Annotated in this window: 12 protein-coding genes; 5 read left to right on the forward strand and 7 right to left on the reverse strand. The window is 72.9% G+C overall.

Translation table 11 applies throughout. The features are described from left to right. Positions 1 to 27: 27 nt before the first annotated feature. Positions 28 to 1,062 (reverse strand): hypothetical protein, encoded by a 1,035-nt coding sequence (locus EDF32_RS01710; RefSeq protein ID WP_123306820.1) that lies wholly within the window; start codon positions 1,060 to 1,062, stop codon positions 28 to 30. Beyond that, entirely contained in the window at positions 1,059 to 2,297 is a 1,239-nt protein-coding gene (locus EDF32_RS01715; RefSeq protein ID WP_148061546.1) for a hypothetical protein, read from the reverse strand. Before EDF32_RS01715 ends, EDF32_RS01710 begins: the two co-directional genes overlap by 4 nt. Before the next feature lie 335 nt (positions 2,298 to 2,632). Between EDF32_RS01715 and EDF32_RS01720 the strand changes: the two genes are divergently transcribed. Together EDF32_RS01720 and EDF32_RS01725 are read left to right on the forward strand one after the other, a co-directional pair. Then, entirely contained in the window at positions 2,633 to 4,273 is a 1,641-nt protein-coding gene (locus EDF32_RS01720; RefSeq protein ID WP_123306822.1) for a hypothetical protein, read from the forward strand. After that, positions 4,273 to 4,740: a hypothetical protein gene (locus EDF32_RS01725; protein ID WP_233565617.1), complete on the forward strand. Its 468-nt coding sequence runs from the start codon at positions 4,273 to 4,275 to the stop codon at positions 4,738 to 4,740. Before EDF32_RS01720 ends, EDF32_RS01725 begins: the two co-directional genes overlap by 1 nt. Positions 4,741 to 4,785: 45 nt before the next feature. On the opposite strand, the gene EDF32_RS01730 is transcribed toward EDF32_RS01725, so the two are convergent. From EDF32_RS01730 to EDF32_RS01740, 3 genes are read right to left on the reverse strand one after another with little or no spacing between them, the layout of a single operon-like run. Further along, positions 4,786 to 5,625: an alpha/beta fold hydrolase gene (locus tag EDF32_RS01730; RefSeq protein ID WP_123306823.1), complete on the reverse strand. Its 840-nt coding sequence runs from the start codon at positions 5,623 to 5,625 to the stop codon at positions 4,786 to 4,788. Beyond that, positions 5,622 to 6,455, reverse strand: coding sequence for an alpha/beta hydrolase (locus tag EDF32_RS01735; RefSeq protein ID WP_123306824.1), 834 nt, complete (start codon positions 6,453 to 6,455; stop codon positions 5,622 to 5,624). The genes EDF32_RS01730 and EDF32_RS01735 overlap by 4 nt, the downstream gene beginning before the upstream one ends. A 57-nt stretch (positions 6,456 to 6,512) precedes the next feature. After that, positions 6,513 to 6,812, reverse strand: coding sequence for a hypothetical protein (locus EDF32_RS01740; protein WP_123306825.1), 300 nt, complete (start codon positions 6,810 to 6,812; stop codon positions 6,513 to 6,515). A gap of 156 nt (positions 6,813 to 6,968) precedes the next feature. On the opposite strand from EDF32_RS01740, the gene EDF32_RS01745 reads away from it, so the two are divergent. The 3 genes from EDF32_RS01745 to EDF32_RS01755 all read left to right on the forward strand — a co-directional run bounded on the left by EDF32_RS01745 (position 6,969) and on the right by EDF32_RS01755 (position 9,270). Next, positions 6,969 to 7,955, forward strand: a complete 987-nt coding sequence (locus EDF32_RS01745) for an FKBP-type peptidyl-prolyl cis-trans isomerase (protein ID WP_123306826.1) — start codon at positions 6,969 to 6,971, stop codon at positions 7,953 to 7,955. Between the two features lie 104 nt (positions 7,956 to 8,059). After that, positions 8,060 to 8,551, forward strand: coding sequence for a phosphoribosyltransferase (locus EDF32_RS01750; protein ID WP_123306827.1), 492 nt, complete (start codon positions 8,060 to 8,062; stop codon positions 8,549 to 8,551). A 260-nt stretch (positions 8,552 to 8,811) separates the two neighbouring features. Beyond that, positions 8,812 to 9,270, forward strand: coding sequence for a hypothetical protein (locus EDF32_RS01755; protein WP_123306828.1), 459 nt, complete (start codon positions 8,812 to 8,814; stop codon positions 9,268 to 9,270). 131 nt (positions 9,271 to 9,401) lie between these two features. Here the strand turns inward: EDF32_RS01755 and nrdF are convergent, their stop codons facing one another. Beyond that, complete coding sequence (gene nrdF / locus EDF32_RS01760; RefSeq protein WP_123306829.1) at positions 9,402 to 10,382, reverse strand: class 1b ribonucleoside-diphosphate reductase subunit beta; 981 nt, start codon at positions 10,380 to 10,382, stop codon at positions 9,402 to 9,404. A 59-nt stretch (positions 10,383 to 10,441) separates the two neighbouring features. Next, entirely contained in the window at positions 10,442 to 12,547 is a 2,106-nt protein-coding gene (nrdE, locus tag EDF32_RS01765) for a class 1b ribonucleoside-diphosphate reductase subunit alpha (protein WP_123307205.1), read from the reverse strand. Positions 12,548 to 12,573 lie beyond the last annotated feature (26 nt).

Raw genomic sequence — 12,573 nt, forward strand, 5'->3', positions numbered from 1 at the left:
ACGCCGACGCTCAGCAGCCGGGGACCGTCAGGACGTGACCTTCGTGGTCACCCGCTCGACCCCGAGCACCTTCGGCTTGCCGTCCTTCGTCCCCGCCGGCGGGATGTACATCGCGACCATGGAGACCGAGTCGACGTCGAGCGTGTTCGTCGCCTCCTGGTCGCCGAACAGCGCCTTCTCCGCGTCGGTCTGCGGCTGGATCTTGGCGCCCTTCTCGGCCTTGTACGCCTCACGGGCGTCCATCGCACCCATCACGACGGCGCCGCCGTCCGTGGTGGCGACGCTGCGCAGGGCGTCGTCGGTGGCCTTGAAGGTGGTCGTGTGCTTGCCGTCGGCGGGCTCGAGCGCCTTGTTGAGGACCTTGTCCTGGTCGGCGAGGAGCTGGCGGAACAGGTCGTCGCCGAACTGGTCGGCGTACTTGGAGTCGTCGCCGAGGTTCAGGACGTCCACGTACCGCGCAAAGGCGTCGTCGGGCGAGACGACGAGCGAGTCGCCGTCGTCGTGCGCGACGGCCGGGCTGCCGACCGAGGGCTCGGCGAACGCGGGCAGCGACGTGTCGGGGAACAGCTTGACCCAGCCCCACAGGCTGTAGGGGGCGCGCGCGTCGTCCTGCTCGATGACGCTCAGCCGCGGGGACTGCGAGCCCTCGGCCTCCACGCTGACGGACATGCCGGTGCGCGGCCACGTGTCGGTCGCGGGCACGACGTCGGACTGCGAGTCCAGCGGCAGGTCGGTGACCAGGTCCGGCTCGTCGGCCTGCTTCGCGACGGTGAGCTGCCACGAGCGGGCCCGCAGCGCCGGGCCCTCCACCCGCGGCTCGAGCTCCTTGGGGTCCTCGGCCTTGGTCGCGGCGGCGAGGGTGTGGTTGATCGCGTCGTGCACGTGGTCCACCTGCTGCGACGTCAGCGCCGCCTGCGGCTTCTCGGGCGCCGGATCAGGGGCCGGCGCGGGGACCGCGGGCGCGCAGGCGCCCAGCAGCAGCGCCGCGCCGGCGACGCTCGCGCCCGCGGTCGCGCGGCGGGTCCACGTGGCGCGGCCACGACGGGTGCTCGTGGTGCTCATCGTCCGTCTCCCTCCGTGTCGCCGTCCGTGCTTCTCTCGGCATCGCCCGTGGCCTTCTCGGCGTCGCCCGCGCCGGTGCTGCCCTCGCCCTTCGGGGCGCTCTTCGCGCCGGACGCGCCGAAGCCCCAGGTACGCCGCCAGGCGTCGCCGCTCGCGGAGGTCTCGCGCGTCGAGCGGCGGGTCGCCGAGGCCGGGGCGTCGCCGTCGGCCGCGGGGGTGCCCGGCTCGTCCGACGCGTCGGTCGCCGTCGGCTCCTGCCGCACGACCGGGATCTGCCCGGTCAGCCAGCCGCGCAGCCCGCTCCTCTGGCTCGCGGCCTCGGCGGCGCGCGCCGCCTCCTCGCGCGCGGCCCGCTCCCGCAGCTCGCGCCGGGTCAGCACCACGCTCGTGGCGGTCACGTCGGTCCCGCTCACCGCGCCGTCCGCGGCGCCGCTCGCCGCCGGCCCGAAGGCGCTCGTCGCACCGGTCGCGCCGGTCGAGTCCCTGCGCCCCGAGCTCTTGCGCCGCAGCGAGCGCAGCACCAGGTAGCCGCCCACGAGCACCAGGACCACGCCGCCGACGATGCCGGGCCACAGCCAGGGCGTGGTGACCGTGCGCGGCCAGGTGAGCTGCAGGGTGGGTGCGGACGCGTCCTTGCCGACGCCCGCGGCGACCAGGCTCCAGCGGCCCTCGCGCCCCGTCCAGTGCAGCGAGGCGGAGCCCTTGCCGCTCGCCTCCGAGAACCACATGTCCGACCCCGCGGGGTCGGGCCCGGCGGCAGGCTGCTTCTTCTCGGCGTCCGCGGTCGCGTCCGCCGACGCCTCGGGGGTCGCGGACGGCGTCGCGCCGGCAGACGCGTCCGGGCTCGTGCTCGGGCTCGGCGACCGCGTCGGGTCCGCGCTCGCGGACGGGGAGGACGTCGGTGCGGCGCCGGAGGCGGTGGCGAGGGTGTCCCAGTCGCTCAGGCCGGTCACCCGGACGTACGGGTCGTCGCCGACCCAGCCCCGCACGTCGACGTCGCGGCCGATCGCGAGAGTCACGGGCTGGTCGCCCGTAGTCGTGGCGCGGATCGTGACGTCCTCGTCGACCAGGTCGAGCACCCCCGGGTCGGTGACGAGCAGGGTGTCGTCGCCGGCGTAGGTGGTCTTCGCCACCACCGTGTCGTCGGGTCGCCAGACGGTCGCGCTGGCGACGCCGCAGGCGGCGGCGAGCACGCCGGCCACGACGAGCACGAGGCCGATGATTCGTTGCAGCACCAAGTCTCCTCTTTCGTGGTGGACACCCCACCCTAGGGCCGGACGACCGGTGCCCCCGCCCGCAGGAGCGGCCTCCGGGCTCTCTCACAACCTCTTCACACCGCGACCGCAGGCCCGTTCACACCGCGACCGCAGGCCCGCCGCAGCGGCCCCGCGGCACCGGCCGGGGGCCCTGCGGCGCGTCCCGAGGGCGCCTCCCGGTGCCGCCGTCGCGCGCTGCGGGCGGGTGACGAGCCACTAGGGTGGTCGTCGAGACAAGTCCCCCGCGAGCATCTCACCCCCTGGTGCGCCGCGCGTCCGGGACGTCCCCGACCCTGAGGCCATGGAGGTTCCCGGTGACCGACGACCGTTCCCTGTTCCCGATCACGATGCGTGGCTACGACCGCGTCCAGGTGGACAACCAGGTCGCCCGGCTCGAACAGGCGCTCACCGACGCCCGCCGCCAGGTCGAGACCCTCGACCAGCGCCAGATGCAGCTCACGGCCGAGCTCGACGACGCCCGCCGCAAGGCGCAGGAGAGCGAGGCGCCGTCGTACGCGGGGCTCGGCTCCCGCATCGAGCAGCTGCTCCGGTCCGCCGAGGAGCAGTCCGCCGACATCCTCCAGCAGGCCAACGCCCAGGCGGCCGACATCATGGCCCGCTCCAAGCTCTCGGCGGGCCAGGTCCGTTCCCGGGCGGAGAACGAGGTCGCCGAGCTGCTCGCGTCCGCGCGCCGCGAGGCCGAGGAGGTCCGCACGACGAGCGCGTCCGAGGCGGACTCGACCCTCCAGGCGGCCCAGCGGCGTGCAGAGGAGCTGGTCTCCAGCGCCGAGCGCGAGGCGGCGCGGATCCAGATCGCGCTGACCACCGAGGAGGACGAGCGCCGTTCGACGCTGGAGCGCCAGCTCGCGAACCTGCGCAGCGTCACCGAGCGCGAGACGACGGAGCTGCGCGTCGCGAGCGAGCGTGCCGCCGCCGAGCTGCGGACGGCGACGACGCAGGAGATGACGGCGCTGCGCGAGTCGACGGAGGCAGCCGCCGCCGACCTCATCGAGACGGCCCGCCGCGAGGCCGAGCGCAACGCCGCGGAGGTCCGCCGGGCCGCCGCGGAGGAGACCAAGGCCGCGACGGCGGACCTCGAGCAGCTGCGCGAGGCGGCCCGCCGCGAGCTCGCCGACGTCGAGCTCGACGTCGCCCGCCGCCGCGAGGAGGCGGAGGCCGAGAACGGCGCCCGGCACACCGCGGCGAAGGCCGAGACCGAGAAGCTGGTCGCGACCGCCGAGGAGCACGCGGCCGACGCCGAGCGCCGCGTCGCCCTCGCCCTCGAGCAGGCCGAGAAGGTGCGCGCGGAGACCGACTCCTACGTGCGCCAGCAGCTCGCGGAGGCGCGGACGACGGCGGACGCCGTCATCGCCGAGGCACGGGAGTTCGCCGACCAGACCGTGAGCGACGCCAACGTGGAGGCCGACGCCCAGCGGGCCAGCGCCCAGCGCCAGCTCGAGGACCTCACGCGCCAGCACGACTCGATCAACGCCTACCTCGGCGAGCTGCGCGCCCTGCTGACCGACGAGTCGACCGGCGAGCCGGCGGCCCGCGCGCCGCGGATCGCCGGGACCCCGGCGCAGCAGGCCCGCGCCGCGCAGCTGCGCACCTCAGAGACCCCCGTCGTCCCGGCCCCGCCCGCTGCCGACGACGACTCCCGCTCCGACGACGAGACGCCCGATGCGGCGAGCACCGACGAGCCCGCCGACAGCGAGCACGCGGGCGACGACGGCACGGACGAGCCGCCGGTGGCCGACGACGCCACGCCCGAGGGCGGGTCGGGGCCGGTCGGCGAGGCCGAGGACACGAGCGGCCGCACGAGTGACACCGACACCGACGAGCAGCCCCGCGCCACCGGCACGGGTACCGCCAAGCGCTCGTCGACGTCCGCGCGGACGGCGCAGGCCCGGAACCGCCCCGCGAAGTCCGGTTCCGCGAGCGCCACGAAGGCCTGATGCCTGACGTGCCCCCCGGCGGCTCGGGCTCGGACGCCGTCGCCGGCGAGTCCCCCGAGGACTGGCGGCGCCGGCGGCGCGACGCCGCGGAGGAGAAGGGCCGCGCGCTCGAGCGCGCGAAGCGCGCGGAGTCGGCCGAGGCGGAGCGGGAGATCGCCCGGTTCGTGCGTGAGGCCCGGCGGCTGGGCGTCGACCCGCAGCCGCTGCGCGCCCGGGACTACGGGGGCCGCACGACGTACCGGACGCCCCTGACCGGCTGGTACCTGCGGTCCAACCGCTCCGTCGGCGTCGACGTCGAGGGCCGGTTCTACGTGCTCACCGTTCCCGGCGGCCTCGGCGCGCGCCTGCGTGGCCGCACCCCCGAGCCGTCGCCCCCGCCGCGTGTGCTCGGCGCGGGCGGGCGCGACGGGGAGTCGATCGACCTCGTCGACGCCCTGCGCGCGGTCCTCGACCGCGCGACCGGCTGAGCCGGCCCGGACGCAGCGGGGCCGGACGTCCTCAGTGCGCCGTCCTCAGCGCGCGCTGGCCCGGGCGACGAGGTCGGCGAGGGCGGCCGCGACGTCGTCGGGCGCCTCGACCGCGCTCAGGTGCCCCGCGCCGGGGACGATCCGCAGGTCGGCGGAGCGGTGCGCGACGACCATGTGCTCGGCCTCCGCGACGGGCGAGAGCACGTCCTCCTCGCCGACCACGACCGTCACCGGGCCCGGGAAGCCCTCGAGCACCCCGGTACGGTCGGGGCGGCGCGCCATCGCCCGCTGCGCCCACGCGACGGCCGAGGGCCGCTGCGCGCGGATCCACGACTCGAGCCGCGGCGTGAGCTCGTGCCGGCGCTCGGCGCTCGTCCGGCCGAGCAGGCTCGCGACCATCCCCATCACGGCGTCGGTGGAGCGCTCGTTCTCGACCTGGTGCGCGATCCGCTCCCGGTTGAGCCGGGCCTCGGACGGGTCCGCGTGCGACTTGGTGTCGACGAGCCCCAGCCCGGCGACCAGGCCGGGGTGACGCTCGGCGAGGGCCAGCGCGACGTAGCCGCCCATCGAGAGCCCGGCGACGACCGCCCGGTCGGACCCGGCGGCGCGCACGGCGCGGGCGACCGCGTCCGCGGAGGCCTCCAGGCTCGGCGTGCGCGGGCCGTCGGGGCTCGCCCCGAACCCGAACAGGTCGACGGCCAGCACCCCGAACCTCCCGGGCATCACCTCGGCGACGGGCCGCCACATCCGGTGGTCCACCGGGAACGCGTGGAGCAGCACCAGCGGCAGGCCGTGCCCGTCGCGCAGCGTGTGCACGGCGAGCCCGTCCTCGTGGCCGGGCGTCGCTCCTGAGGTGGCGGGCTTCCCGCTCGCGCTGGTCGTCATCGTCCTGCTCCTTCCCGTGAGGCGTCGTACGACTGCTGGTCGGTGGTCTCGGTGTCGGTGCCCGACGACGCCGCGCCGGCACCCGCCCACGTCGTGGGCAGCGGGGTGCTCACGTCCGGCGCGACGCGGGCGACGATCTCGTCGAGCACGCGGCGCACCGACGGCTCGCCCACCCACAGGTGCTTGGCGCCGTCGACGCCGACGACCTCCGCCTGGTGCACGCGGGCGAACCGCTCGCGCGCGGCCGCGGGGCGCAGGTAGTCGTCCTCCCCCGGCACCAGCGCGACCAGCGGCCTGCCGAAGGCGTCCCACCGGTCGAGGTCCGCGTCCCCCGCCCGGTGCAGCGGCGGGGACAGCAGGACCGCGCCGGCGACCGCCGGGTCGGCGCCGTGCATCAGCGCGAGCTCGGTGCCGAAGGACCAGCCCACGAGCCAGCGGTTCGGCAGGTCGCGGAACTCGGCCAGCTCGATCGCCGCCGCCACGTCGAACCGCTCGCCGTCGCCGCCGTCGAACGTGCCCTCGCTGGTCCCCCGCGGCGAAGCGGTCCCCCGTGTGTTGAACCGGAGGACGGCGACGTCCGCGAGCGCCGGGAGCCGCCACGCCGCCTTGCGCAGCACGTGGGAGTCCATGTATCCGCCGTGGGTGGGCAACGGGTGCAGCGTGATCAGGGTCGCGCGCGGCGGCCGGTCGGCCGGGAGGGCGAGCTCGCCGACGAGCGTCAGGCCGTCCGCGGTGTGCAGCTCGACGTCCTCGCGCCGCGCGGGGAGCACGGTCAGCGAGCGGACCTCGGTGATGGCGGGATCTGCGTCCTGCGCCGTCGACGTCGTCATCGTTCGAGCCTATCCCGGGCCCTCGACCGGCGGCGGGGCGCTACCGACGGCGGGGCGCTACCGCCGCCGGGAGCGTGCGGCCCAGCACGCGGAGTGCCAGTGGCGGCGGTCCTCGAGCGCGGACGCCGCGCCGAACATCGAGTCGTTCGCCCACGCCACGACGTGCGCGGTGTGCGGGCGCACGTCCTGCCGGCAGCCCGGGCACACGTACGACTTGTCCGAGCCGCGGACGCTCTGGACCGTCCAGTCGCCGTCGGGCGCGGACTCGGTCCGCCGGCCTCCCGTGGCCCGGTCGAGGTCGAGCGGGACGTGCTCGTCCCCCCAGGGACGACGGCGCGAGCGGCGCGAGGACGGCATGCCCCCATGGTCCCCCGCGCCCGGCGGCCGATCCAGCCGGCCGGTCTCGCCGGCCCGTCTCGCCGGCCGAGGACCGTCCAGACTGGCGCGTTAGGCTGACCCGGCCTGCCGACGGCACCGTGGCGCACCGCCGCGTCCCCACGACGAAGGAATTCTGTGAAGCACCGCACTCTCCGTGGCATCGCCGCGCTGACCATCAGCTCCGCGCTCCTCCTCGCCGGCTGCTCCGGCGGGTCGGACGACGCCGCGCCCTCGAAGACCGCGTCGGCGAGCGCGTCGCCGAGCGCCTCGGCCGCCGGCGCCGCCGTGAACGCGAACGCGGACGACGTGAAGAAGCTCGATGCCGTCAAGGTCAGCGGCCCGGGCGGCAAGGAGCCCAAGGTCTCCTTCGACGCTCCCCTGTCCGTCACCGGGCCCACGCTCACCGTCGCCTCGGAGGGCGACGGTGCGGAGCTCAAGGAGGGCATGCGGGTCTCGATGAACTACGTCTTCTACCAGGGCGCCGACGCGTCCCGGGTGCAGAGCACGTGGGACAAGGGTCAGAGCCCCGAGACCTTCAAGCTCGGCGACCCGCAGTACGAGCTCCTCAACGACACGTTCATCGGCCAGAAGGTCGGCGCGCGCCTCGTCTTCGCCAACCTCTCGCAGGGCCAGGACGGCAAGGAGACCACGGTGCTCAACGTCATCGAGATCTCCGACGCCGCCAAGCCGACCGACCGCACCCGCGCGACGGGCACCGCCGTCGAGCCGGCCGCCGGCCTGCCGAAGGTGACGCTCGGCAAGGACGGCAAGCCGAGCATCGACGTCCCCGAGGACTACAAGGCCCCCGACAAGCTCGTCGCACAGACGCTCATCAAGGGCGACGGCCCGAAGGTGACGGCCGACCAGTCCGTCACCGCGCACTACACGGGCTGGCTGCTGGACGGCACCCAGTTCGACTCCTCGTGGGACCGCGGCGAGCCGGCGGACTTCCCGCTCAACGGCGTGATCCAGGGTTGGAGCCAGGGGCTCGCGGGGCAGACCGTCGGCAGCCAGGTGCTGCTCGTGGTCCCGCCGGACCTCGGGTACGGCGACAAGGCGCAGGACAAGATCCCCGCGAACTCGACGCTCGTGTTCGTCGTCGACATCCTCGACGCCTACTGACCCGTCCTGACCCACGCACCACCACCCCGAAGGGCCCGGCCGCACGGCCGGGCCCTTCGGCGTCCGCGGCGCACGCGCACCCCCGAGCACCTAGGCTCGACGCCATGGACGAGCGGGAGATCCTCACCTGGGACACCTTCGGCAGGGCGGCGCGCGAGCTCGCGGAACAGGTCGTCGCGAGCGGCTTCGTGCCGGAGGTCGTCGTCGCGGTCGCGCGCGGCGGCCTCCTGCCGGGCGGCGCCGTCGCCTACGCGCTGGGCACCAAGGGCGTCGGGACGCTGAACGTCGAGTTCTACACCGACATCGGCCAGACCCTCGCGGACCCGCGGGTCCTGCCGCCGCTCATGGACACGTCCGAGCTCCCGGGCGCGCGCGTCCTGGTGGTCGACGACGTCGCCGACTCCGGTCGGACCCTTGCCCTGGTCATGGAGATGCTCGCCACACAGGGCGCCGAGGCGCGGTCCGCGGTGCTCTACACCAAGCCCCGATCGATCGTCCGGCCGGACTACTCGTGGCGCAACACCGACCTGTGGATCACCTTCCCGTGGTCCGCCGAGCCGCCCGTGCCCGGCGCCCCGGGGACCTCCGCCGAGTAGCGACGCCACCGCCGACCTCCCACCGACCCGCAGCCGACCTCCGCTTGACCCGGAGCCCTCCCGGGCCCTCGACGGGCCGTCAGCCGGGCGCCTCCCGGCCCGGCGGCCGTGCGCCGCGGCGCGTCGTAGGGTGGATCTCGCGGGTGGGGTGCCGCCGCCGTCGCCGGCCTCCCTGCGCCACGAGCCCCGCACGTCCGCACCCGTGGCCCACCCGGCCGCCCCGCGCGACGAGTCACCGATGATGCAAACGGAGTCCCACCATGCACCGCAAGTCCCTGTCCGTCGTGCTCGCCTCCGGCCTGGCCGTCGCCGCCCTCGCCGGCTGCTCGTCCTCCGACGACGACGCGTCCTCGGACGCGTCCTCGTCCGCCGCCGCGCCCAGCTCCCCTGCCGTCGTCAAGAACACCGAGTACCGGTCGATCGACGACTTCAAGGACGCCGTGGTCGCCGCGGGTCTGACCTGCGACGACTGGACCACGACCGACGCGACCGAGCCCGCCTGGCAGACCGGCACGTGCGACGGGGACGTCACGCTGACGCTCTACGCGTCGCAGGAGAACAAGGACGCCGACGCCGCGACCGCACGCAAGGACAGCTCCGTCGCCGTCCTCGTGGGCCCGAACTGGACCGTCGTCGGCTCCGCGGACGACGTCGACGCCGTCGCGCCGAAGCTCGGCGGGTCGACGGAGCCGACGGCGGCCGCGACCCCCGCCTCCTGACGCACGCCCCCCGGGGCGCACGCCGCCCGGGGCGCACGCCGCCGCCCTGGAGGACGCGGACGACCCCCGTCACCGGCTCCCAGCGGGAGCGGCGACGGGGGTCGTCGTGCGTACGGCGGCGAGCTCGGGGCTCAGAAGTCCCAGTCGTCGTCCTCGGTGTGCACGGCCTTGCCGATGACGTACGACGAGCCGGACCCCGAGAAGAAGTCGTGGTTCTCGTCGGCGTTCGGGGACAGCGCCGAGAGGATCGCCGGGTTGACGTCCGTCTCGTCCTTGGGGAAGAGCGCCTCGTAGCCCAGGTTCATCAGGGCCTTGTTGGCGTTGTACCGCAGGAACTTCTTGACGTCCTCGGTGAGGCCGACGCCGTCGTAGAGGTCCTCGGTGTACTGGACCTCGTTGTCGTACAGCTCGAAGAGGAGCTCGAACGTGTAGCCCTTGAGCTCGTCGCGCTCGGCCTCCGACAGCTTCTCGAGCCCCTTCTGATACTTGTAGCCGATGTAGTACCCGTGCACGGCCTCGTCGCGGATGATCAGGCGGATGACGTCGGCCGTGTTGGTGAGCTTGGCGCGGCTCGACCAGTACATCGGCAGGTAGAAGCCCGAGTAGAACAGGAACGACTCGAGCAGGGTCGAGGCGACCTTGCGCTTGAGCGGCGAGTCGCCCTTGTAGTACTTCATGACGATCTCGGCCTTGCGCTGGAGGTTCTCGTTCTCCTCCGACCAGCGGAACGCCTCGTCGATGTCCTGCGTCGAGCAGAGCGTCGAGAAGATCGAGGAGTAGCTCTTCGCGTGCACCGACTCCATGAACGCGATGTTCGTGTAGACGGCCTCCTCGTGCGGGGTGATCGCGTCGGGGATGAGGCTCACCGCGCCGACCGTGCCCTGGATGGTGTCGAGCAGCGTCAGGCCGGTGAAGACGCGCATCGTGAGCGTCTTCTCCTCCTCCGTCAGCGTGTGCCACGAGGGGATGTCGTTCGAGACGGGGACCTTCTCGGGCAGCCAGAAGTTGCCCGTCAGCCGGTCCCAGACCTCGGCATCCTTCTCGTCCGGGACCCGGTTCCAGTTGATCGCCTGGACGCGATCGATGAGCTTGAGCTTGCCGGTGGGTGACATGGATGTCTTCTCTCGAGCGGTGCGTGCGGTCGGGGTCGGGAGGCGTTCGGGGGCGGGCGCTACAGCATGCAGCTGACGCAGTTCTCGACCTCGGTCCCCTCGAGGGCCATCTGGCGCACGCGGATGTAGTAGAGCGTCTTGATGCCCTTGCGCCAGGCGTAGATCTGCGCCTGGTTGACCTCGCGGGTCGTGGCGGTGTCCTTGAAGAACAGCGTCAGGCTGAGCCCCTGGTCGACGTGCTGCGTGGCCTCCGCGTACGTGTCGATGATCTTCTTCCAGCCGATCTCGTACGCGTCGTCGTAGTACTCGAGGTTGTCGTTCGTCAGGTAGGGCGCCGGGTAGTAGACGCGCCCGATCTTGCCCTCCTTGCGGATCTCGACCTTCGCCGCGACCGGGTGGATCGACGACGTCGAGTTGTTGATGTACGAGATCGACCCGGTCGGCGGGACGGCCTGCAGGTTCTGGTTGTACAGCCCGTGCTCCTGGACCGACGCCTTCAGCGCGCGCCAGTCCTCCTGCGTCGGCACGTGGACCCCGGACCGCGCGAAGAGGTCGGCGACCTCGGACGTGCGCGGCGCCCACTCCTTGTCCGTGTACTTGTCGAAGTACTCCCCCGACGCGTACTTCGACGCCTCGAAGTTGTGGAACCGCGTGCCCCGCTCGATCGCGAGCCGGTTCGACGCGGCGACCGCGTGGTAGGCGATCGTGTAGAAGTAGATGTTCGTGAAGTCCAGGCCCGCCTCGGACCCGTAGTGCACCCGCTCGCGCGCCAGGTAGCCGTGCAGGTTCATCTGCCCGAGCCCGATCGCGTGGCCCAGGTCGTTCGCCCGGCGGATGGACGGGACCGAGTCGATGCTCGTCTGGTCGGCCACCGCGGTCAGCGCGCGGATCGCGACGTCGACCGTCTTGGCGAGGTCCGGGGAGTCCATCGCCTTGGCGATGTTGAGCGAGCCGAGGTTGCACGAGATGTCGCGACCGACGTGCTCGTAGGACAGGTCGTCCGCGTAGGTGGACGGCGTCGAGACCTGGAGGATCTCCGAGCACAGGTTCGAGTGGGTGACCTTGCCCGCCACGGGGTTGGCCCGGTTCACCGTGTCCTCGAACATGATGTACGGGTAGCCGGACTCGAACTGGAGCTCGGCGAGGGTCTGGAAGAAGTGCCGCGCGTTGATCTTGGTCTTGGTGATGCGCGCGTCGTCGACCATCTCCTGGTACTTCTCGGTCACGGAGATGTCGGCGAACGGGACGCCGTAGATCCGCTCGACGTCGTACGGCGAGAACAGGTACATGTCCTCGTTCTTCTTCGCGAGCTCGAACGTGACGTCCGGGATGACGACGCCGAGCGAGAGGGTCTTGATGCGGATCTTCTCGTCCGCGTTCTCCCGCTTGGTGTCGAGGAACCGCATGATGTCGGGGTGGTGGGCGTTGAGGTACACCGCACCGGCGCCCTGGCGCGCACCGAGCTGGTTCGCGTAGGAGAAGGAGTCCTCGAGCAGCTTCATGACGGGGATGACGCCCGACGACTGGTTCTGGATCTTCTTGATCGGGGCGCCGTGCTCGCGCACGTTGCTCAGCAGCAGCGCCACGCCGCCGCCCCGCTTGGAGAGCTGCAGGGCGGAGTTGATCCCGCGCGCGATCGACTCCATGTTGTCCTCGATGCGCAGCAGGAAGCACGAGACCGGCTCGCCGCGCTGCTTCTTGCCGGCGTTGAGGAACGTCGGCGTCGCCGGCTGCAGCCGGCCGGAGATGATCTCCTCGACGATGTCGAGCGCGAACTGCTCCGCGCCGGCGGCCAGCGTCAGGGCGACCATGCACACCCGGTCCTCGAAGCGCTCGAGGTAGCGCTTGCCGTCGAACGTCTTGAGCGTGTAGCTCGTGTAGTACTTGAAGGCGCCGAGGAACGTGTCGAACCGGAACTTCTTCGAGTAGGCGAACTCGAACAGCGACCGCACGAACGCCCGGTCGTACCTCTCGAGGACCTCGGGCTCGTAGTAGTCGTTCTCGACCAGGTAGTCGAGCTTCTCGTCGAGGTCGTGGAAGAACACGGTGTTCTGGTTGACGTGCTGGCGGAAGTACTGATGGGCCGCCTCGCGGTCCTTCTCGAACTGGATGCCGCCGTCGGGGCCGTAGAGGTTCAGCATCGCGTTCAGCGAGTGGTAGTCCATCTCGGTGCCCGCGAGGGTGACCGTGG

This window comes from Cellulomonas sp. PhB143, assembly GCF_003752595.1.
In the GTDB taxonomy this organism is placed as follows: domain Bacteria; phylum Actinomycetota; class Actinomycetes; order Actinomycetales; family Cellulomonadaceae; genus Paraoerskovia.

Coding starts and splice junctions, on each gene's coding strand:
- EDF32_RS01750 (WP_123306827.1), top strand. CDS start 8,060: ATGGACGAGCGGGAGATCCTCACCTGGGACACCTTCGGCAGGGCGGCG.
- nrdE (WP_123307205.1), bottom strand. CDS start 12,547: ATGGACTACCACTCGCTGAACGCGATGCTGAACCTCTACGGCCCCGAC.
- EDF32_RS01730 (WP_123306823.1), bottom strand. CDS start 5,625: ATGACGACCAGCGCGAGCGGGAAGCCCGCCACCTCAGGAGCGACGCCC.
- EDF32_RS01710 (WP_123306820.1), bottom strand. CDS start 1,062: ATGAGCACCACGAGCACCCGTCGTGGCCGCGCCACGTGGACCCGCCGC.
- nrdF (WP_123306829.1), bottom strand. CDS start 10,382: ATGTCACCCACCGGCAAGCTCAAGCTCATCGATCGCGTCCAGGCGATC.
- EDF32_RS01755 (WP_123306828.1), top strand. CDS start 8,812: ATGCACCGCAAGTCCCTGTCCGTCGTGCTCGCCTCCGGCCTGGCCGTC.
- EDF32_RS01735 (WP_123306824.1), bottom strand. CDS start 6,455: ATGACGACGTCGACGGCGCAGGACGCAGATCCCGCCATCACCGAGGTC.
- EDF32_RS01740 (WP_123306825.1), bottom strand. CDS start 6,812: ATGCCGTCCTCGCGCCGCTCGCGCCGTCGTCCCTGGGGGGACGAGCAC.
- EDF32_RS01725 (WP_233565617.1), top strand. CDS start 4,273: ATGCCTGACGTGCCCCCCGGCGGCTCGGGCTCGGACGCCGTCGCCGGC.